Consider the following 22,466-nt stretch of genomic DNA (forward strand, 5'->3'; position numbering starts at 1 on the left):
GTCTACACGAGTTCCGTCATCAAAGGTAGCAGTCCAAATATCTGTATCGCTTTGTACCCAAACTACCTTTGGTCTGGCAGAAGCCTCTCCCTTCACCTCTACTCTAACTGTTTGCATTTGAGCTGGCCCAGCTGGGGAAATCTCAATTCCTTCGGCAGGGTAACCATTTTCAAAAGCAGCATCGGCAACATTCCAGGGAACGATAAATAGAGTGAGTAATAAACATCCGACACTCCATTTTTTCATTCTTTTCCCCCTTATTTAACTCTTAATGATGAAAACGAGCCATCATCTGTTGTAAGTTGATCATTAGGATTCTTCTTTACATCTAGAATTGTTTTTACCCATAGAGTGATACCGTCACTGGAATTGTGCTCTTTAAAAAATTCTTTAGTGTACATATTAGGTAATGTAAGATACCCATACTTTTCCGTTAGCTTGGTATTTGCAATTCTACTGCCATTGACAAGGCCATAAATTGAACCGTTCATGTAATGATCCAAGTCAAAATCCTTTGTTTTCGGATAAATAGTAATTTGAATGTATGCTCTGTATCTACCCGGTTGATCCAAGCGAGCGTCAAAATCGGTTTGATTAATAAATAATGGCGCGTAAATACTTTTAATGTCCTTAAAGTCCTGACTATCCGTAATGATATAGTTGCGGAGTTTTAAACTGCCAGCATGGTTTCGGAACGTCAGCGTCTTATCTACTACATTTGTCAAAGGATTATTTCCAGTCGTAAATGGACTGATCGTTTCCATATTTGTACGTTGAGTTCCGACTTCTCGGAGTTCATTTAATCCTAAAAAACTCCCCGCTTCTCTATTACTTACCTGCTCGTAATTTTGCAGAATGATGGCTGTCTCCGCGCGAGTCGCTTTCTTATCCAACCCAAAGGAGCCGTCCGGATACCCGCTCATCAGCTTTGTCCCTAACGCGACGGCAACGTACGAAGATTTCGACTGTGGAATCCCCGGTTTAAAATATTCTCTCACCGGGATTACCGTTGTCTTGGTGTCCTCCAACGCTTGCTTAAAGTCATCATTGTTGGCTGCCAGTCCCGACGTCATCCACTTGGCCATTTCAAAGCGGGTGATCGGTGTATTCGGCTGAAACCCGTTCAGATAGTCGCTCGGCTGAATAAAACCAAGGGATACCGCACGTTCGACCTCCGCTTCACTCCAGTGTCCCGATAAATCCGAAAACGAATGCCCCGTCACCTCCGACTCCTCAGCTTTAGCTACCCGCGCCAATAAGGCCGCAAATTCAGCTCGAGTTACTGTTCCATTCGGCTTGAAGTTTCCATCTGCATAGCCTTTGAAATATCCCTTGGCCACGGCTGAATCAATCGCCACTTTAGCCCAGTGCCCCTGCTTAACGTCTGGGAACCCACCAGCAGCATGAAGGTGAGGCTCACCCGGTATCAAGCTGATCACCAACAATCCAACCAGCCACACCATCAGCATCTTTTTCACTTTCATCACTCCCACGCCTAATTTTTTAGATTTCATGCAAAGGAAAAATATGTATCTTCACTTATTCGCTACCATTCGCTGTATACCTCCTTTGTTCTTGCTTTTCTGATAAAATCATCCATTTGTTGCAAATAAAAAACACACCTCGCCATCCAAAAGATGTCAAGGTGTGCTTCACCTGGCCTTATTATAATCCAGATCCTGTAAAATGAAAAGACACCTTACTCCTTTATCAAGAATAAAGTGCCTTGGCTTATTTCACATAATGAAATATGTATCGCTCGCCTTGGCTTAGCTAAACCAGGTCTTAATCATGATCGCATCCGATGCCAAAAAGACCAGCAAGCTAATGATCCCGAAAGCGATCGCGAACAGGTTCTTCTTCGGACGCTCTCTCAACAGGCGGATCACGCCAATAAAAATCACAATCGTAAACAAAATCATAAAAATATCGAACCCGTTAAAATTCGTTGTTTTTGCTGTTTCTTCCGCTGCCTGGAGCAACATCGCGAAACCTCCTCTTGAAATCCACGAAATCACAACTCTTCTTCTATGTTATCTTCCCTCTGGTTCGGATGCAAGAGGAAAGACAAGATTTTGTCAAAGTTTTCGCTGAATTCACGTGTTTGTTGCCGGATTCAAGCTTTATTTTATGCAGGATATCATTGACAAATACATTATCACCAGATCTTTAGTTGTTCATAAGGAAGTTTTATGCCCGAAAGCCCCCTTACTTTATTTACGCTCTCAGGCTTCTATGGTACCATGAAAAATAACCTTATTCATAGTTTTATTGTCGGAATTAATGAACGGGATCCATTGAGGATTCTTTACCCAAACGTAACATAGGGAGGTTATCGCATGGCTTATGAACCGATATGGACCAAAGAGCCGGAGAAATTAAACAAATTCGAGTTCGTCAAATTGGAAAAAGACGGGCTGGACGTCATCCGCACGATTATTGAGGAGTACGCGGTGAAAGGCTACGACTCGATTCCAGCTGACGATATGGATCGTTTCAAATGGGCCGGCGTATATCAGCAAAAACCAAAGGATGGTCACTTCATGATGCGCGTGCGCATCAATACCGGTATTATGACCACGAAGCAAGCACGTGCGCTGGCGGAAATTTCTCGCTTGTACGGCCGCAACCTGGTGGACGTGACGACACGTCAAGCCATTCAATTCCACTGGCTGCGGGTGGAGAACTTGCCGGATATTTTCGAGCGTCTAGATAAGGTTGGTCTGTATTCGTTTGAAGCCTGCGGTGACTGCCCGCGTACCATCGTAGGGAATCCGCTCGCCGGGATCGACAAGGATGAATTAATCGATACGACGGAGATCGTGGAGGAAGTGAACCGATTCTTCCTGCTAAACCGTGACTTCTCCAACCTGCCGAGAAAATATAAAATGTCGATCTCCGCAAACATCTACAATAATGCGCAAGCGGAAATCAACGATTTAGCCTTTACACCAGCGGTCAAGGTGATCGACGGAAAAGAGAACATCGGGTTCCATGTCATGGTGGGCGGCGGTTTATCCGCGAAGCCGCATTTGGCGAAACCGCTGGATATTTTCGTCAGACCGGAGGAAGTGCTGAAGGTTGCGATTGGAGTCACCACGATTTTCCGCGATTACGGCTACCGGGAGAAACGCCACCACGCTCGCCTGAAATTCCTCGTCGCCGACTGGGGACCGGAGAAATTTAAAGAGAAGCTGATCGAGCTGGTTGGTGAGCTGGAGTCGCGCGGGGAAGATAAAACCGTCGGCTGGCAAGCCGCCTATTTCGACGGGGTGCACCCGCAGAAACAGGAAGGTCTCAATTATATCGGCCTTAATGTACCGGTTGGCCGGTTAAACGCCGATGAACTGGAGCAACTGGCCGATGTAGCTGACCAATACGGCGAAGGCAAAATCCGCACCACGATGTCGCAAAATATTTTGATCAGCGGCATTCCGGACGACAAGGTGGAAGAAGCGCTCAAAGCGCCAGTTCTTCAGCGGTTAACTCCGTTTCCGAAGCATTTTATGAGCCGGACCGTTTCCTGCACAGGCAATGAATTTTGCAACTTGGCCATCGTTGAAACGAAACGCCGTGCCGCTGAAGTTGCAGAATACCTGGACCAGCATGTCGAACTGGACGAGAAGGTTCGCATCCACTTTATCGGTTGCCCGAATGCCTGCGGCCATAAGCATATTGCCGATATCGGCTTGCAGGGCTCTCTGATCAAGACGCCGGAAGGTATGGTGGATGCATTTGATATTGCCGTAGGCGGTACATTAGGCGGTGGAGCAAACGGGCCGCATGCCCAGTTTAACCAAGCGCTTAAAGGCCGCGTCAAAGGCGACCAAGTGGCATATGTTCTCGAGCAGTTGCTATTATTCTATAAAACGAATCGCAATGCCTCCGAATCCTTCCATGATTTCGTTCGGCGCGTCGGAGTTCCGGCATTCCAAGAACAGCTGAACCAAATTTTAGCTGCGGGAATCGCCTCTTAAGTAGAGATGCTTGAGCATCTTCACTCGACATCTATTGAACTAGACTGGTACCCTATGGGGGCCGGTCTAGTTCTTTCTTTTGGCCCTTTTTGCACGATTATCCCTTTCGTTCAGAGTGTGGATCAAGCGAGACTGGGAGTGCCGTGTGAAAAGGGCATGCCTTACTTTCTGTATCTCATTTCCACGATCTGATGCAACGGGATAATCCTCAAAAAGAGGGGGCCAAGAGGGGATCGGACAGCTATATTGTCCTCGTTTATCGATCAAGCCAAAAAAGGAGCAACCTCTAAACAGAGACTGCTCCTTTTTCTTCTAAACGACTTCCCGATCTTTCTCTTCGACTTGGTTGAGTTCCGCGGTGCGTTTCGTATCCCGCTTGAGAATCGGCGCCAGATATCGTCCGGTATAGGATTTGTCTACCTTCACGATGTCCTCCGGCGTGCCGGTAGCGATCACCGTTCCTCCCCCGCTGCCGCCTTCCGGCCCTAGATCGATCAAGTAGTCGGCCGTCTTGATCACGTCCAGATTGTGCTCAATCACAAGCACCGTCTCGCCGGAATCAACCAGGCGATGAAGCACCTTGAGCAATCGGTCGATATCGTCGACATGCAAGCCGGTTGTAGGCTCATCGAGAATATAAATCGTTTTGCCGGTGCTGCGGCGATACAATTCCGAAGCCAGCTTCACACGTTGGGCTTCCCCGCCAGACAACGTCGTTGCCGGCTGCCCTAAGGTCACATAACCTAAACCAACGTCCATCAGCGTTTGCAGCTTGCGGTGAATTTTCGGGATGTTCTGGAAGAACTCCGTAGCATTCTCGATCGTCATCTCCAGCACATCGGCAATGCTCTTGTTTTTATATTTGACTTCCAGCGTCTCCCGGTTGTACCGTTTGCCTTTGCAGACTTCGCAAGGAACGTATACGTCCGGCAGGAAGTGCATTTCAATTTTGATAATCCCGTCGCCTTTGCAGGCTTCGCAGCGACCGCCCTTGATGTTGAAGCTGAAGCGGCCTTTCTTATAGCCGCGTACCTTCGCCTCGTTCGTCTGCGAGAATAGGTCGCGAATATCGTCAAACACTCCGGTGTACGTTGCCGGATTGGATCGCGGCGTACGCCCAATCGGAGATTGGTCAATATCAACGACTTTCTCCACGTGCTCGAGGCCTTTGATTTCCTTGTATTGGCCTGGACGCACTCTCGCCCGGTTCAAGTCGCGAGCCAACGTTTTATACAAAATCTCGTTGACCAGGGTCGACTTACCGGAGCCGGATACCCCGGTCACCGCCGTAAACACGCCGATTGGGAACTTCACGTTGATGTTCTTCAGGTTGTTTTCCTTCGCCCCTTTGATCTCCAACCAACGGCCATCCGGCTTCCGCCGAGACAAAGGTACCGGGATAAACTTCTTGCCGCTCAAATATTGACCCGTTAAGGAACGCGGATCGTTCATGATTTCCTGAGGTGTCCCTTGCGAGATCACTTGACCCCCGTGAATCCCTGCCCCAGGCCCGATATCGATGATATGGTCCGCGGCTAGCATCGTATCCTCGTCATGCTCAACGACGATCAATGTATTGCCGAGATCGCGCATGTGGGTTAACGCCGAGATCAGCTTATCGTTATCCCGTTGATGCAGCCCGATACTAGGCTCGTCCAGGATGTACAGGACGCCCATCAGGCTAGAGCCGATTTGCGTCGCCAGCCGGATGCGTTGCGCTTCGCCGCCGGACAAGGTTCCAGCTGCACGACTAAGCGTCAAATAGTCCAAGCCGACGTTCACCAAGAACCCAAGCCGGTTATTGATCTCTTTCAGGATCAGGTGGGCAATGGATTTTTCCTTATCCGTCAGCTCCAGATTCCCAAAGAACTCCCTTGCTTCGCCGATCGACAAAGACGTCACATGGGCGATGTTCTGACCGTTCACCGTTACGGCCAGAACCTCTTTCTTCAAACGGTGGCCATGACAGGTACCACAGGGCTTGGAGCCCATAAACTCTTCGATGAACTCACGAATGCCCTCCGAAACCGTTTCCCGGTAGCGCCGCTCCAGGTTAGGGATAATCCCTTCAAACGTCACATAGGCTTCTCGACTCATGCCAAAATCGTTCTCATAGCGGAACCGAACCTTAACATCACCTGTGCCATACAGCAACTTGTCCATCTGGTCCGCTGTCAGCTCGGAAACCGGTACATTTTGCGGGATATTAAAGTGCTCACAAACCGATCTCAAAAACTGCGGATAGTAGTTGGAGGTGCCGCCAGCCCAAGCCTCAAATGCACCCTCCTCAATCGATTTGGAAGGATCCGAGATGAGCAGGTCCTTATCGATGATCATTTTCACACCAAGTCCGTCGCACTCTGGGCAAGCCCCGTACGGACTGTTAAACGAGAACATCCGCGGCGACAGCTCTTCGATACTGAACCCACAGATCGGGCAAGCATAGTTCGAGCTAAAGCGAAGCTCCTCTTGGCCAATAATATCAACGAGAATTTGCCCGCCGGACATTTTGAGCGCCGTTTCGATAGAATCAGCCAGCCGGCTGCGCGCATCTTCCTTCACCACGATCCGGTCGACGATGACCTCGATGGTGTGCTTCTTGTTCTTCTCCAGCTCAATATTCTCCGACAAATCGCGTTGCTCTCCATCCACCCGAACCCGGACGAAGCCTTGCTTGGCGATTTCGCTGAGCAAGCTTTTGTGCTCGCCCTTTTTGCCGGAAATGACAGGAGCTAAGATCTGCAATCTCGTTCGCTCCGGATATTGCATGATGCGGTCAACCATCTGCTCAACGGTCTGCGACGTAATTTCAATGCCATGCTCCGGGCAGTGCGGATGACCGATCCGGGCGTACAACAGACGAAGATAGTCATAGATTTCCGTAACGGTCCCTACCGTTGAACGCGGGTTGCGGCTTGTCGTCTTCTGGTCGATGGAGATGGCTGGGGACAATCCTTCGATCGAATCCACATCCGGCTTATCCATTTGCCCCAAAAACTGCCGGGCATACGCAGACAACGACTCCACGTAACGGCGTTGCCCTTCGGCATAAATCGTATCGAAGGCAAGCGATGATTTGCCGGAGCCGCTCAACCCCGTAAGCACGACAAACTTGTCGCGCGGTATCGTGACATCTATGTTTTTCAGATTGTGCGCTCTGGCGCCTTTGATGACTATATTCTCGCGACCCAACAACTTCATCTCCCTTTTTATATGATGTTTAAAAATCGGCTTCTCATCACGATGCTATTCACAGGAGTATCTTCGACGTCGAATCTTGAATTCAGTCAGTCGCTCCGTTGCTCACGTAGCCCTAACTACGCTCCGCTACTCACTCCCTCCTTCATCCAACCTTCTCGGTGCTGAAAACCCGATTTTTAAACTTGATTTAACTTTCACTTCTCTAAAACCGGCTTCCCATCACGATGCTATTCACATAGGGTTGGTTTGCCGACGCTCCACTCCCAGGGCGCCCGGATTCTAACGGAACGTAGCGACGTTATTCGTTGATTTCCTGGATATTTCCCGTCCTAACGGAACCCAGAGACCTTATTCACCAGCTATAACGACGTTTAGTGCATTATCAAGCCAAATAGCGTCTCCTCGTTCCGTTAGAACGAGAAACCTTGCTCTCTAGAGCAAATAAGGTCTCTCCGTTCCGTTACAGCAACTTACAACCTAAGAGCCCCGTATCAGCCGCCCCAAGCCAAGTGCCATAGGTCAGCGCTCTTGTTTGGCTACCCTATGGCTGGCTCATATTTGCTAAACGGGGCAGCAGCTCGCCTACGCTTATGCCTCTGCCCGCAGCTCCAGGATCGCGTCGCGCAGCTCGGCAGCGCGTTCGAATTGCAGGTTCTTGGCCGCTTCTTTCATCTCGGCCTCGAGACGAGCGATCATCGCTTCGCGATCGCGCTTGGACATCTTGCCCTTGGCATCGGCCAGGTAGTCCGCTTTGCTCTCTGCGACCTTGGTCGCCTCGATCACGTCGCGGACCTTCTTGCGGATCGTCTGCGGCGTGATGCCGTGCTTCTCGTTGTACGCGATCTGGATTTTGCGCCGCCGCTCGGTTTCCTTGATGGCTTTATCCATCGACTCGGTGATCGTATCGGCGTACATCAGCACGCGGCCGTCCGCGTTCCGCGCAGCCCGCCCAATCGTCTGAATCAGCGATCGCTCCGAGCGGAGGAACCCTTCTTTGTCGGCATCCAAAATCGCCACCAGCGAAACTTCCGGCAAATCCAGCCCTTCCCGCAGCAGGTTGATCCCGATCAGGACATGGAACGTCCCCAATCGCAGGTCGCGCAAAATACTCATCCGCTCCAGCGTTTTGATATCGGAGTGAAGATACCTTACCTTGATTCCGACTTCCTTGAGGTAATCGGTCAAGTCCTCGGCCATCTTCTTGGTTAACGTCGTCACCAGTACGCGTTCGTCTTTGGCAATGCGATCGCGGATTTCTCCGATCAGATCGTCGATCTGCCCCTTCGTTGGCCGCACCTCGATGACCGGATCCAGCAGACCTGTCGGACGGATAATCTGTTCGACCATCGTGTCGCAGTGCTCCAATTCGTAAGGCCCCGGCGTCGCCGAGACGTAAATCAGCTGCGTCGCCTTCTCCTCGAACTCCTCGAACCGCAGCGGACGGTTATCCAGCGCCGACGGCAGGCGGAAGCCGTGTTCTACCAGCACATTCTTACGCGCCTGGTCTCCATTGTACATCGCCCGGATCTGCGGCAGTGTGACGTGAGACTCGTCGATGACGATCAGCATATCGTCCGGAAAATAATCCAGCAACGTATACGGCGTCGCCCCCCGCTCACGGAAGGTTAACGGTCCGGAGTAGTTCTCGATGCCGGAGCAGAAGCCGACCTCCCTCATCATTTCGATGTCGTACCGTGTCCGCTGCTCCAGGCGCTGCGCCTCCAGCAGCTTGCCTTGCGCGCGGAATTCCGCCAGCCGCTCTTCCAGCTCGCGTTCAATGTTCTGGAGGGCGATCTTCATCGTTTCTTCCTGGGTCACAAAGTGAGACGCCGGGAAAATCGCCACATGCTCCCGTTCGCCAACCAACTCGCCGGTCAGCACGTCAATCTCTGTAATCCGCTCGATCTCATCGCCAAAAAACTCCACGCGAATCGCCTTCTCCCCATGCGAAGCCGGGAAGATCTCGAGCACATCGCCACGCACCCGAAACGTACCGCGTACAAAATTGATATCGTTCCGTTGGTATTGGATATCCACCAGCCGGCTTAAAATCTGATTACGCGGTTTCTCCATCCCTACCCGCAGAGACAGCACCAAATTGCGGTACTCCATCGGCGAACCGAGACCGTAAATGCACGACACACTCGCCACAATGATGACATCCCGCCGCTCGAACAGCGCGCTAGTCGCCGAGTGCCGCAGTTTATCGATTTCTTCATTAATGCTGGAATCTTTCTCGATGTAGGTGTCGGAGGAAGGAATGTAGGCTTCCGGCTGGTAGTAGTCGTAGTAACTGACGAAGTAATCAACAGAGTTTTTGGGGAAAAATTCACGAAATTCGCTGGCCAGCTGCGCCGCCAACGTCTTGTTGTGCGCAATGACGAGGGTGGGCCGTCCGAGCTTCGCTATCGTATTCGCGATCGTAAACGTTTTACCCGTCCCCGTGGCCCCGAGCAGAGTTTGGTGCTTTTTCCCGGCCAGCACGCCTTCCACCAATTGACGCACCGCCTCCGGCTGGTCGCCTTGCAGCGTATATTCGGAGATCAGCTCGAATTTATTGTCGCTAACCACGATTTCACTCATTGTCCAACATCACCCTATCGTCTAAAATGGAATACTAGAGGCATCATTTGACATTATTTTTATCTATGACATGAGTTGGTTACTCAAGAAGTTTGTTTCTACATATAAACTAGGATCGTCATCCTTCCGATGAATAAACCAAGCTTAACCCCTGAGCCTTTCCTAAATTTATCAAAATAGGAATAGGTGTTCCCATGTATTATACCTTTTTCATCCTATAGATGCAAACGGTAAGTCGAAGATAGGAGTTGTTCATATTTCATGGATATTGCAACGTTGATAGGCATCATTGTTGGTCTCGCCGCCCTTGTTGGCGGATTTACGCTCGAAGGCGGTCAATTAGGCGGTCTGTTGCAGGTTACAGCCGCTTTAATTGTGTTCGGCGGCACCTTTGCAGCCGTGTTGATCAGCTTCCCGGTCGCCAAGCTGCGAACGGTTCCGAAGGCGCTGGCACTCGCGTTTATGACCAAATCCCCGGCGCAGGACGGCGTGATCGAGGATATCGTGGAGATGTCTTCCACTTCCCGGCGCGAAGGCGTCTTGGCTTTGGAGAAGAAGGCGGCGGAGCATCGGGATCCTTTTTTGCGCGAGGGTATTCAACTGGTGGTGGACGGAACGGATCGGGCGATGGTGCGGCAAATCATGGAGCTGGAAATCGATGCGGTATCGAAAAAATATGACGGCTACGCCAAAATCTTCGAATCGGCCGGCGGATACGCCCCAACGATGGGGATCATCGGTACGGTGATGGGGCTCATCCACGTCCTTGGCAGCTTGTCCGAACCAACGGCATTGGGGCCTTCGATTGCGCTTGCTTTTACGGCGACGTTGTACGGGGTGGCCAGCGCCAACCTGATTTTTCTTCCGATCGCCTCCAAAATCAAAGCGCGCGGCGATGACGAAATCGACCGGATGGAGATGATGCTGGAGGGGATTTTGTCGATCCAAAACGGCGACCATCCTCTGCTTGTGCGGCGGAAGCTGGAGTCTTTTACCGCGGAAACCGCGCGTCTTCTGCCGGATGACGGTCCGGCGGAAAAACCCGCCAGCTTCGGAAGCGGCGCTCGCATTCAAGCCTCCGAGGAGAATGAACTATGAGACCGTCCAGCAAATCGGGGAAAATAAACGAGCCGGACGTTTCGACGCGTGAATCCCGCAGGCGTGCACGCCGCTCGGAACGAAACGATGCGAAGGACCGCTGGATGATCACCTATGCGGATTTGATTACGCTGTTGTTGATTTTTTTCGTGATGATGTATGCCATGAGCCGGTTAGACGTGGAAAAATATGAAGTTGTGACCTCCTCCCTCCAGCAAACGTTTAAAGGCGGCGATTCCATTCTGGAGTTAGGCAGCGGGATTACAGGCACCGCAGCCCGGTACAGTCACAAATATCCGCCGGCCTCGGCAGATAGCGGCAGCAAGCAAGGCGAAGGACAAGGCACGACAGGACAAGCGGACAGCAGCGGACAGGCTCCGTTGACCGAACGGGAGCTTGCTTTTCGCAAGCAGGAGGAAGAGCTCGCCAACTTGATGAAGCTCATTGAGAGTTACATCAAGGACAATTCGCTGGAGGATCAAATCCACGTGGCTGACTTGCCTCAGGGCATTTCGATCACGTTAAGCGACCGGTTTCTGTTCGACACCGGCAAGGCCGACCTCAAAAGCGGCTCCGCCAAAACGCTCGCCAAGCTAGCCAGCTTGTTCCGGCAGCTCGACACCGTGATCAGTATTGAGGGCCATACCGACAACCTGCCGATTGTGTACGCGTCGGAGTTCAAAGACAACTGGGAGCTGTCGGGGGCAAGGGCACTTTCGGTGTTGCGGTTTTTCGTCGACAAGGAGAAGCTGGATCCGCAGCAATTCCAATACGCCGGCTACGCCGACACCCGCCCCGCCGCCGACAACGACACCCCCGAAGGCCGCCAGAAGAACCGCCGGGTGGAAATCACGGTGTTGCGGCAGTTGCAGCAGTAGGGGGGATGTGGAATGGGACTACGTTTGTTTGAGCGTCCGCAATGATGCTGGTGCTCTTTTCCCTTATCCCGCGCTCTAACGGACCACAATGACGTTATTTGCTATTTCCCGGACGATTTCCCCGGCTAACGGACCGGAATGACCTTATTACTTGTTTTTTCGTTATTTATGTCTGATATCACGCCAAATAACGTCACTGGAGTCCGTTAGTTTTCACGAGGGGGAACTGTGAACGAAATAAGGGCTCTACGGTCCGTTACCGTTACAGACAACATAACACCTGAGCTTTTTATGAAGCACTCAACCATTGCATGCATACGTCAAACGAGATAAACTAAGCTCAAATCGGACGTGAAGCACACGCCGTCTTGATACCTCGCCCCTTAGTGGTGAAAAGGTATCGGGACGGCGTTTTTGTTTTCACAATTGGAGAAAGGTGGAGATGGGATGAAATTTGAACAAGCATTTGATGCGTGGATGGCACAACAAATGGAGGAGGAGAAGAATCCTAGACGATTGGAGCTCCTCAAAAAGGGGTTGGGGCACGGCACCATGGAGTTTTTGAGGTTCGTATGGTTCCCTGCCGTTGGACAATTTGATCACTTATACCCGGAGTGGGAGGTACGCGACTTTAATAACGGTTACCGATACTTGGACCTCGCTTATCTCCCAGGGGCAGGCTCGGCTAAGGGGGCGATTGAGATTCAAGGATACGGCCCCCATGCAAGAGATCTAGATGTCCGACGTTTTAAAGATTTATGTTGGCGTCACAGTTTATTGGCTTTGGATGGTTGGACGTTACTCCCTATCGCTTACTTGTCTATTGTAGAGGAGCCGAAGCAATGCCAACAGCTGGTCCTGTCTTTTGTCGGCAAATTCATGACCCTTGCAGTACAACCAGATTTAGATTGGCTTGAGGCGGAAACAGTACGTTTTGCGAGACGTCTGCTACGGCCCTTTAGTCCATTGGAACTTTCGGAGCATTTGCGGATTACGGATCGACACGCCAGACGCATATTGCACGGGTTAGCTCAAAAACAGCAATTATCTGTTGCAAGCGGGAAGCACCGATATCGGACATATTGTCTTGTGCGTTGAGAAGCGGGGGTCGAGCAACTTCCAGCAGTGGATTTGCCGTATGGTGGGTCTACCCATATGTGATGTGAGACGTGGCTCTCTGCTCAGGATTTCTAGCTAAGATGAACGTAAACAAAAGACAGCCCTCCAAATTGCTACATCTCGTAGGTTAAAATGGAAAGTGTAAACCAAACCATTTCAGAGCTACATAGCAAAGGAGAGCTGATACTATGTAGTCTACCACAAAATTCGTCGGTTTAGATGTATCCAAAGAAAAAATTTCGGTTGCGATTGCAGATGTGGGTGGGGAGTCACCCCGCTATTATGGGACTATCCCTCATACGGCGGCGGCATTACGCAAACTTATCAAGGAACTGGGTCCGGCCGAAAACCTCTCGTTTTGTTATGAGGCCGGTCCCACAGGCTATGAAACTTACCGGTGGATTACTTCCATGGGAGCCGAGTGCGTTGTCATTGCGCCTTCACTTATTCCCAAACGCCCCGGCGACCAAGTGAAAACAGATCGACGGGATGCGGAGCAACTCGCACGTTTGTATCGTGCAGGAGAACTCACTCCCATTTACGTCCCCGAGCGGGAAGATGAGGCTCTGCGAGAATTGGTTCGCGCCCGGGAAACGGCCAAGGAAGATGCCCATCGGGCTCGTCAGCGGATCTTGAAGTTCCTGCTTCGTCACCAGATTGAACCGCCAGCCACCATAAAGCGTCGCTGGACCAAGAAGTATCGCGTCTGGTTAGGGCAGCTTACGTTCCCGTATGAGTCCATACACGTGGCATTCAGTGAAATGCTTCATGCCTTAGATGAAATCGAGCAGCGCAAGGGGCGCCTAGAAAAAGCACTGGTCCAGCAAGCTGCGACCGGTTCTAAGGCTTCTCTGATCCAAGCTCTTCAGTCCCTACGGGGGATTGGATTGCTTACAGCCATTACCCTTGAGACACTTGACAAGCTCACGCCGGAGCACGAGGCCCGGGAGCAAACGAAGGTTTGGGAGAGAATTTGCGTGGTCCGTTTGCACTAGGTTTTGAAAGAAACTGACCGTGCGTTTCTAGCTTGCAAAAGCTCTCCTTGACGAAAGTAACCAACCCACGGATAGCAACGGACCCAAATGACCTTATTTTCGATTTCCCGCATCATTTCCCGTTCTAACGGACTGAGGTGGCCTTATTTCAGGTAAAGTAGGACAGTTCATCCTAATTTCAATCAAATAAGAGCATCTGGGTCCGTTACATTCTCATGGCTGCTTATCTCATGCAAATAGCGTCACCTGGGTCCGTTAGCGAACGCAAAAAACGCCTGGGAGGCCTTGCCTCTCCCAGGCGGGTTTGTCGTCGCACCGCGCGGCAGCCCGCCACCGCGGTGCAGCCATTGGCCGCCGCAGACGCGTGCATCCGCGCTGCGCACGGGCATGGCGCCACGGCGCCGCGGGGTGCTGTGCACCCCGCGGCGCGGGCGCACCCTTACGCCTTGGCGGCCGGCCCATCGGCCGCCGCCGGCGCGTCGCCGCCCGCCCGCGCATCGCGCTGCGGCGCGGGCGTGGCGCCCCGAGCGCCGCGCGCCGCGCGGGCGCTCGCGCGCGGGCGCAGCAGCTGCAGCAGCGAGAGCGGCTGCAGCCTTACTGCCGCCGGCGCCAGCTCGTCCGGCGCGAGAATCGCGCCGAGCTGGTGGTGATCGCCGGCGTAGATGGCGCGCTGGAGGAATTTGCTCTCGCCCGCGAGATTCTGCACCTCCAGCTTGCAAAAAGCCGGGTTGATCCGCAGCGCCGCATGCAGATCTTCCTTCGTAGGCACCGGCACGCCGTTGACCTTCACGATCGATTCGCCGGCCCGAATGCCCAGCTCTTCCGCCGGACTGCCCGGCAACACCGCCAGCACCTTCAGTCCTCCTAGCGGATGGACAAACATCGGGCTGCGTTGCTGCTCCTCGTAACGGCTCAGCCAAATCAACGCTTCGTGCAACCCAAACGCCGCGATGGCGGCTACCAGCATCAGCGGGCTCCACCACGCCGCGAGCAACGCCAGCACGGTGATCACCGCACCATACCCCAGCAGGCGGTTGGACGAAACGCGCGCTTTATCCTGAGGCAGCATCCCCAGCGTCATCTCCGAGAATCCAAGCACGATCGGCAGCCCGATCAAGCTAAAGCCGTCTTGCCATGCTTCCCCGCCAAACAATGGCGTCCACGGCAGGACCCCGCCCAACGTCTGCGCCGGGACAAGCAGGAACAGCGGCACCGGCCACAAGCTTTGCATTTGATACCCGCCGATCAGCTTGCCCCGTTTGCCTTCAAAAAACAACGGCCCCGCAAACGAAGCGCCCTGCCACCGGACCAACAGTCCCTCGGCCAAATGCAGCAGGCCGACCAGACAAAGCAATGCCGGAATATCCAGCTCCCGAATGACGCGAACGACGTCGCTCAGAACCGCAACCCCTGCCGTATCCGGGATCAGATTGAATACAAACTGGAGTACCCCCAGCAAGCCCACGGCGTAAGCGAGACACAAATAGCGGATGCGGAACAGCATCAGCACTAGCGTAACCACCCAAAGGCAGAGAATTCCCTCCATCGTCAGATTCATTCCGAGGAAGACGAAGACGACGGAAACCGCCAGCCCCGCCAGCAGCCCGCCAAGGGCGGTTCGCCAAGTCTGCAAGCCCCATCTGTGCAGGCGAACATGAAACAGACGGCGTTCCAGCACAACCTGTCTGCGATAGAGCAGCAGGATGACGATGATCGAGATATAGTAGAACGGCTGCAGCAATAGCTGCGCCCCTGCTTCCGCCAGACTCCACAATCCTTCCAGAATGAGATCCAAGAGGTATTCACGCTCCTTTTTTGGTGTATAAGTTCAAGCTTGTCATCTTGCCCTAGGAGTAATGATCGGTTTACCTATGTACTCCAACGAAATTCAGCAAAAAAGAGGGCCGCACATCAGCCCTCTAAGGGATTCGACATTCACTTCGCAATTTCCTTCCGCATGATCTCCAGCGCACGATTTAACTGCATGTCGTTTTTCGGATCGCGGATTTGTTGGATGATGCTGGCTTCCAAAGCCTCAGCGGTTTTCGCGTCCAGCACACCGTTTGCCGTAAGCTTCTGGTCTGTTTGGAACTTTTTGAGCGCCTTCTCGGTGTTTTTATCGAAATAACCGTCCTTCCGGCCCGGATTGTATCCGAGTCCGTCCAGCATCGTTTGAGCGCTTTTGATATCCTCACCGAGCATATCGTATTTGTACGTTTTTTCCTTATTGATGGGTGCTACCATAAAATAATCCGGCTGGGACACCTCAACATCCGGCTTGATCCCTTTCTTATGGATCCATTCGCCGTTTGGCGTCAGCCACTTGGCGATGGTGATCTTCAGCATGCTGCCATCGCCCATTTCCTGACTGTAGCTGGATTGCACCGTTCCTTTACCGTAAGTTGTCTCACCAACCAGCTTCGCTCCTGCAGATTCCTGGAGAGCACCGGCCAGAATTTCCGAGGCGCTGGCGCTGCCCTTGTTGGTCAACACGACGACCGGGTAGGACTTCCCGCTTCCTTTGGAAACCGATTGCTGCCGGCGTTTATATTTATCCTCGATTTGGACGATGGCTTTCCCTGCCGGCACGAACTGTTCGGACATCGCCTCGACGACGTCCAGCACCCCGCCCGGGTTGTTGCGCACATCGATGATCAGGCCTTTCATGCCTTGTTTCTCGAGGTTTTCCAGCTCCTTCTTGAAACGATCCGCCGTATTCAGCGAAAACTCGGTCACCGTAATAACCCCGATTTTGCCATCCTTCATCTCAGCATAGACCGTTTCCAGTGCAATGTCATCGCGGACAATCTCGAATTCCAGCGTATTGGCGACGCCAGCGCGTTTGACCTTCACCTTCGCTACAGTGCCTTTCGGGCCGCGAATTTTGGCCACTGCCTCATTTAGGCTCAGCCCCTCGAATGACTCCCCATTCACCGACAACAGGATATCCTTCGGTTGAATGCCGGCTTTTTCAGCAGGAGAGCCCTTGATTGGGGAAACGACCACGACATTGCCGTTCTCCATGGACACCTCTGCCCCAATTCCGGTAAAAGAACCCTCAATCTGCTCCGAGAATTGCTGTGCCGTATCCGGGGCCATGTACGAGGAGAAAGGATCCCCCAGCGCATTCATCATCCCGTCGATCGCACCATCAATTAACTTGTTCGTATCCACGTCCTCGACGTAGTTTTTTTGGACGAGCTGCAGCGCCGTCTCGATTTTTTTGATATTTTGCTTCGAGCCGGTGCCGGCCGTGTCGGCATAACTTCCGCTGCGCAGCGGTCCCGTTCCGGCAAAGCTCCATTCCCCCGTCAGCGTTAACGTCAACAAGCTGCTGACCAGCATGGCTGCGACAACGAGCAGGGCTACCGTACGACCTTTAAACATCCATGATCACCGCCTCCGAAAAAATGAACATCACCGGGCGGCGTGCCCGGCACGTCCGAATTGAACGTCACATAGTATATGTTCCACCCATGAGAAATATTTACAATTTAAGTTGGATTTAAAATTGGCTTCTTATCACGTGGCACTCTCAAGTAGCCTAATCAACGTCGAATCTTGAATTCAGCCGAGTCTTCCGTTGCTCACGTAGGATTTGCCTACGCTCCGCTACTCAGCCTCTAGCTTCATCCAACCTTCTCGGTGCTAATAACCCAATTTTAAATCTTCCATGCTAACCAGGTGGATTTAAAATTGGCTTCTTATCACGATGCACTTTCTAAGGAGCATAATCGACGTCGAATCTTGAATTCAGCCGAGTCTTCCGTTGCTCACGTAGCCCGTACAAGCTTATGCTTCCGAAGTCGTTTTCTACGAAAACGTTTAGCTCCGCTACTCAGTCTCTAGCTTCATCCAACCTTCTCGGTGCTAATAACCTAATCTAACGGTGAAAACGGACCCTGCCCCAAAGAGGCGGTATCCGTTTTCGCTCGAACACTATAGTTATTTTATTACAAATAAGGCATTGGGTCTACCGGGTTGCCGTTGATCCGGACTTCGAAGTGGCAGTGAGGACCGGTGGAGTTGCCTGTGCTTCCAACTTCGGCAATTTTCTCGCCTTTCTTCACTTTCTGACCTTTCTCCACTTTGATGCCGCCGTTGCGGATATGACCGTAAAGCGTCCAGACGTTATCTCCGTGGTCGATGATGACCGTGTTGCCGTAACCGCTCCACCATTCTGCGACGATAACAACGCCGTCCTCGGCGGCATGGATGTCCGTGCCTTGCGGAGCAGCTAAATCGATGCCGGTATGGGTCTTCTTCACGCCGGTAATCGGATGGATACGCGTACCGTAACCGGAAGAAAGGCGGGCGCCATCCACCGGCAATCCAAACGAGCCGCCGTTGCCCTTAAATCCGCCGGACCCGGACGAACTCTTATTGTATTTGTATACTTGGGCAGCCTTCAGCTTGTTCTTCTCTTGTTCCAGCGCCGACCGCTTCTTGGCCAGCTCAACCAAGAGCGCTTCTTGCTCCGCGCTGATATCTTCGGATTCCTCAATCTCTGCGTTGTATTTCGCGATCAGCTGCTGCTTCTCGTTCTCTTTCGCTTCGAGATCACTCTTCCGCGACTCGGCATCCGCATAAAGCTGCTTCACTTTGGCATAATCCTGCTCCAGTTGCTGCTTCTGTTGCTCAATCAGTTCCTTATCCCGTTTATGCTCGTCCAACAGGATATGGTCTTGATTGGCAATCGCTTGGAGGGAGTCCGCGCGCTCAAGAAAATCGGTGAAGCTGGTAGAGGACAGCAGCACATCTAAATAGGAAACGACGCCATCCGTATACATCAACCGAACGCGAGTGTCGAGCAGGTGGGATCGCTCTTCAATTCGTGCTTGGGTCTCGTCCAACTTTTGCGCGGTTTCGCGCAAATCCTCTTCCGTTTCCTCAATTTCGAGGGAGATTTTCGTTAACTCGTTGCTGACAACCTCAATCTGACTCATTAATTGCTTCAGATAGTTGGTGTTTTTATTGACGTAATGCTGCGCTTCCTGCTTCTGACTCTCGGCTTTCTCCTGCTGCGCTTTGGCCTGCTTAGCCTGCTCCTGAAGCTGCTTCAGCTCTTTGTCGATCTGGCTGATGGTTTTGGTCTTGGCGAAGCCTTCAGTAGGTTGGAAAATCAAAGCGGCTAATGCGACAACGGTGAGTGTGGTTATCCATTTCTTCAACTTCGTTTCCCCATCCTTCTTAAAAGGTAATTAAAAATTCCGACTTTTGTAGATATAACAATGTATCGGCTCGTTTCCTTCGCTTCCTTAATTCCGTTACACCTTCAAAAACTTCCGAATCGACATCGTACTTCCCCAAATGCCAATCAAAAGTCCTAAGCCGACAAGCAATCCGCCTAGTTCCAGACCGATTTCTTGGAGCGGTACCAGCTGAATGGCCAGCGTCACGTCGGATTTGACCGATGTCACCAGCTCGTTGTAACTAAAGAACAGCACGCCTACGGTGATCAGGGAACCGATCAGACCTATGAGTGCGCCTTCTACGAAGAAAGGCCAACGAATAAAGGTATTCGTCGCGCCCACCAGCTTCATGATGCCAATTTCCCGGCGACGGGCTAAGATGGTAACCCGGATCGTATTGGAGATGAGGAACATCGCCATCAGGGCAAGACCCGCTACAAAGGCAAATCCGATATTGCGGATCGCCCGCGTGATTTTGAATAACTTTTCCACCGTACCTTGTCCGTAGTTAACCTTATAGATCGGCTTCTCCTCGTATTTATCGTTCAGGGCATTAATCTTGCTGGCTACGTAAGGCACCGTAGTAGGCTCAATGACCTGAACCTCAAACGTATCAGGAATCGGGTTCGTCGTCTCGTCGTACCCTTCCAGCAGGTCCTTGCCTTCCTCGCCGAGCTTCTCCCGGAAATCCTTGAGACCTTCGGCTTTAGGAATCAGTTTCACTTTGCTGACTTCTTCCATGGAGCCGATATCGTTATAGATCTGGTCGCGTACGGCTTCGGTCACATCTGAGTTGAGGTATGCTTTGATCTGTACCTGGCTGTCCGCCTCATCGGCAAACGCATTGACGTTCAGCACAAGCAAGGTGAACACGCCTAAGATCAGCAACGATACGATGATCGAGGTGATGGACGCCACCGACATCCAACCGTTGCGGAACACGCTCTTTGCGCCTTCCCGCAAATGCCGCAAGAAGGTGCTAATAGTCATAACCATATTCCCCTCTCAGCTGGTCTCGCACGATATTGCCGTGTTCAATCGCGATAACGCGCTTGCGCATCGTATTAACAATCTCTTTGTTGTGGGTAGCCATAACGATTGTGGTGCCGCGGAAGTTGATTTCGTCCAGCAGTTGCATGATCCCCCAGGAGGTCTCAGGATCGAGGTTCCCTGTAGGCTCGTCCGCAATAATAACAGATGGATTATTGACGATCGCCCGAGCGATCGCCACCCGCTGTTGCTCACCGCCGGATAGTTGGGATGGATCGCGGTTTGCTTTATTTTTCAGCCCGACCAGGTCGAGCACTTCCATCACGCGTTTCTTAATAATCTTCTTCGGGGCTTCGATAACCTCCAAAGCAAAAGCCACGTTCTCGTAAGCCGTCAGCTTCGGGAGCAGACGAAAGTCCTGGAAAATCACCCCGATATTTCGGCGCACATAGGGAATTTTGCGAGGTTTTAGCTTGCCAATGTTAAAGCCGTTCACAGAAATCTGCCCCTTGGTGGGCACTTCTTCCCGGTAAATCAGCTTCATAAAAGTCGATTTCCCTGCGCCGGAGGGACCAACCAAATACACGAATTCATTACGGTCGATCTTGACCGAAACGCCTTTAAGGGCGTGGGTACCGTTCGGATATGTCTTCCAGACATCCTGCATTTCTATCACTTGATCACGTCCTAAATCTATGATTCCGTTTCTATAGGTGGCCCTATCTTACATTCGACATGTTCCAGCCAAATCCTTTAAAAGTTGAGGAAATTCCTTGAAGTCCGATATTTATTGTAACAAAGATGTTACCACTTGAGTACCCGAAAGTTTCCAGCGTCAGTGTCAAGCTAGCGTGGGCAGTCATTTAAGATGCCTGGAACGCGAACCCCGAAGGAACCTCTTCCTTGTAAGCGCTTTGCTTCGTTCTTTCATCAAACACAAGTGATTTGTCAGAATTTTTTGCCGTTATCCGCGAAGTGCTTTGAGTGCCATACCCGTTGTGCTGCTTTGCTTCGGTCCTTGCAGCATGCGAATCATTCCAGCGATACAACCCTTGACCGGTTGCGTCACGTTCTTGAGCAATTGCCGCATGTTTATCGACTGCTGCGGCGTTGCCTGCTTACTCGCTTGTCCTTCAACCGTTCTTACCACCGTGCCCGCTTCTTGAATCCTCATCATCGTCCTCAGCATCGCCCTGACGCCTCGCTCACTCCAACTGTACCCGCCACGCTTCGTCCGCTTGGCGAATATACGCATCTGCGATTCCGCGCTTCCCATCGGGCGCATGCCGCTTGTGTCGATCCCCTTCGCCTGGAGTGTTTTTCGGTAGTCGTCCAAATGCTTCTCATGCCGCTTTAGAAATCTTTTATACGGCTTCCAATCCTTCCGGTTCTCTTCCGCTATCTCTTGCTCCGACACGCCTTCCAGGACCGCCATAAGCGCGGCTGCATCCTGTTTGGCCAAAGACCGTCTCACGGTCTCCCACACCTGCGGCAAATGACCGACAAAGCGTTTCAAATCACGCGCCACATGAAAGCGGTCCAGCATGTACAGACATTGGTGAAAGTAGGATGTACATTCCCCGATCCACGCCGCGCCGTCTCCGTTCACCACAAGCCACGTGTTCTCGTCGATTTCGTAACGCTCCACCAGAAAGTCCCCGAACCCTTCCCAGAAGTCGCCGCCGCTCGTATGCAGGTAATGCTGTTTGTTCTTCAGCTGTACCCGCTTGCCGTTCTTCTCCCAGCCTTCGTGTACGACTGCAATTGCGTTCTCCATCCCGCGCTTTTTGCTCCGCTGCAGCTTCGTGTACAGCCCATCCACTTCCACGAACAGCACGCGGGCAGCGCGCCGTTTCACCGCTGGCATCGGCTGTTGCGCACGCTCCATCAGTTTTTCCCTGATCGCTTGGTGGCTCAGCACATTGTAGCCCAAAAGCTGCTCCAGCCGCTTTGCGCTGTCCCGGTACGACGGTCCTTGGCTTGCGAATGCGATTGCTGTCTCTTCCAAATGCGGACTGACTTTCCCGCGCCCTTCGAATTGCAACAGCTGATCCAGCAGATACACGTGTTTGCCGCTTCTACGGTCACAGTACAATCTCCGCTTAAAGCGCACATTCCCGAACACTGTGTTGACGCTTGTTTCACGCTCGTCCTTTACTCGATAACGCTCTCGGTCCCGTTCCTCCAGGATCTGCTGATCCAGCGCCTCCAGTACCTGCTTCATCGCACGAGCGAATTCCTCCTGCATTTTCCGGAAAATCCATTGCTCAATCTCTTTCATCGTCGGCATTATTGTGGTAAAGTGGCTCACAGGAGCTTCCTCCTTCTTGGTGTGTTGTGCGTCAAACATCACTTTACCAAGGGAGAAGCTCTTTTTCTATATCCGCTTTTTCCAATTCCTACACCCACAGAGATTTTACACTATCGTTTCCA

Annotated in this window: 14 protein-coding genes and 1 pseudogene; 5 read left to right on the top strand and 10 right to left on the bottom strand. The window is 52.0% G+C overall.

The window, feature by feature from the left end; genetic code table 11:
- Nucleotides 1–257: 257 nt before the first annotated feature.
- Together ACL02P_RS14940 and ACL02P_RS14945 are read right to left on the bottom strand one after the other, a co-directional pair.
- Nucleotides 258–1,469 (bottom strand): S-layer homology domain-containing protein, encoded by a 1,212-nt coding sequence (locus ACL02P_RS14940; protein ID WP_412838253.1) that lies wholly within the window; start codon nt 1,467–1,469, stop codon nt 258–260.
- 300 nt (nt 1,470–1,769) lie between these two features.
- Entirely contained in the window at nt 1,770–1,985 is a 216-nt protein-coding gene (locus ACL02P_RS14945; RefSeq protein WP_016314089.1) for a DUF2759 family protein, read from the bottom strand.
- 354 nt (nt 1,986–2,339) lie between these two features.
- On the opposite strand from ACL02P_RS14945, the gene ACL02P_RS14950 reads away from it, so the two are divergent.
- Nucleotides 2,340–3,977 carry a nitrite/sulfite reductase gene (locus ACL02P_RS14950; protein ID WP_412837576.1) on the top strand — a complete coding sequence of 546 codons (1,638 nt, stop codon included), beginning with the start codon at nt 2,340–2,342 and terminating at the stop codon, nt 3,975–3,977.
- A 312-nt stretch (nt 3,978–4,289) separates the two neighbouring features.
- On the opposite strand, the gene uvrA is transcribed toward ACL02P_RS14950, so the two are convergent.
- Nucleotides 4,290–7,169: an excinuclease ABC subunit UvrA gene (gene uvrA / locus ACL02P_RS14955; protein ID WP_412837577.1), complete on the bottom strand. Its 2,880-nt coding sequence runs from the start codon at nt 7,167–7,169 to the stop codon at nt 4,290–4,292.
- 597 nt (nt 7,170–7,766) lie between these two features.
- The gene (gene uvrB, locus ACL02P_RS14960) at nt 7,767–9,761 is read right to left on the bottom strand and encodes an excinuclease ABC subunit UvrB (protein ID WP_009225396.1); all 1,995 of its coding nucleotides are present in this window, start codon (nt 9,759–9,761) and stop codon (nt 7,767–7,769) included.
- Nucleotides 9,762–10,022: 261 nt separating this feature from the next.
- Between uvrB and ACL02P_RS14965 the strand changes: the two genes are divergently transcribed.
- The 4 genes and pseudogenes from ACL02P_RS14965 to ACL02P_RS14980 all read left to right on the top strand — a co-directional run.
- The gene (locus ACL02P_RS14965; protein ID WP_009225395.1) at nt 10,023–10,859 is read left to right on the top strand and encodes a flagellar motor protein; all 837 of its coding nucleotides are present in this window, start codon (nt 10,023–10,025) and stop codon (nt 10,857–10,859) included.
- Nucleotides 10,856–11,737, top strand: coding sequence for a flagellar motor protein MotB (locus ACL02P_RS14970; protein WP_412837578.1), 882 nt, complete (start codon nt 10,856–10,858; stop codon nt 11,735–11,737). Before ACL02P_RS14965 ends, ACL02P_RS14970 begins: the two co-directional genes overlap by 4 nt.
- Before the next feature lie 447 nt (nt 11,738–12,184).
- Nucleotides 12,185–12,835: a hypothetical protein gene (locus ACL02P_RS14975; protein WP_036645353.1), complete on the top strand. Its 651-nt coding sequence runs from the start codon at nt 12,185–12,187 to the stop codon at nt 12,833–12,835.
- A gap of 239 nt (nt 12,836–13,074) precedes the next feature.
- Nucleotides 13,075–13,851, top strand: a pseudogene (locus ACL02P_RS14980) (IS110 family transposase); the annotation flags it as partial.
- 439 nt (nt 13,852–14,290) lie between these two features.
- On the opposite strand, the gene ACL02P_RS14985 reads toward ACL02P_RS14980, so the two are convergent.
- The 6 genes from ACL02P_RS14985 to ACL02P_RS15010 all read right to left on the bottom strand — a co-directional run bounded on the left by ACL02P_RS14985 (nt 14,291) and on the right by ACL02P_RS15010 (nt 22,344).
- On the bottom strand, nt 14,291–15,646 hold the full coding sequence (locus ACL02P_RS14985) for a PDZ domain-containing protein (RefSeq protein ID WP_412837579.1): 1,356 nt from the start codon (nt 15,644–15,646) through the stop codon (nt 14,291–14,293).
- Between the two features lie 140 nt (nt 15,647–15,786).
- Nucleotides 15,787–17,238 carry a S41 family peptidase gene (locus tag ACL02P_RS14990; RefSeq protein WP_412837580.1) on the bottom strand — a complete coding sequence of 484 codons (1,452 nt, stop codon included), beginning with the start codon at nt 17,236–17,238 and terminating at the stop codon, nt 15,787–15,789.
- Between the two features lie 566 nt (nt 17,239–17,804).
- On the bottom strand, nt 17,805–19,022 hold the full coding sequence (locus ACL02P_RS14995; protein ID WP_009225389.1) for a murein hydrolase activator EnvC family protein: 1,218 nt from the start codon (nt 19,020–19,022) through the stop codon (nt 17,805–17,807).
- 96 nt (nt 19,023–19,118) lie between these two features.
- A complete protein-coding gene (ftsX, locus tag ACL02P_RS15000) occupies nt 19,119–20,033 on the bottom strand; it encodes a permease-like cell division protein FtsX (RefSeq protein WP_412837581.1) in 915 nt (304 codons plus the stop codon).
- A complete protein-coding gene (ftsE, locus tag ACL02P_RS15005) occupies nt 20,023–20,709 on the bottom strand; it encodes a cell division ATP-binding protein FtsE (protein WP_009225387.1) in 687 nt (228 codons plus the stop codon). Before ftsE ends, ftsX begins: the two co-directional genes overlap by 11 nt.
- Nucleotides 20,710–20,997: 288 nt before the next feature.
- The gene (locus tag ACL02P_RS15010; RefSeq protein ID WP_412837013.1) at nt 20,998–22,344 is read right to left on the bottom strand and encodes an ISLre2-like element ISTco1 family transposase; all 1,347 of its coding nucleotides are present in this window, start codon (nt 22,342–22,344) and stop codon (nt 20,998–21,000) included.
- Nucleotides 22,345–22,466: the final 122 nt, after the last annotated feature.

The sequence above is a fragment of the Paenibacillus sp. MB22_1 genome (genome assembly GCF_047200555.1).
Lineage (GTDB): Bacteria > Bacillota > Bacilli > Paenibacillales > Paenibacillaceae > Fontibacillus > Fontibacillus phoenicis.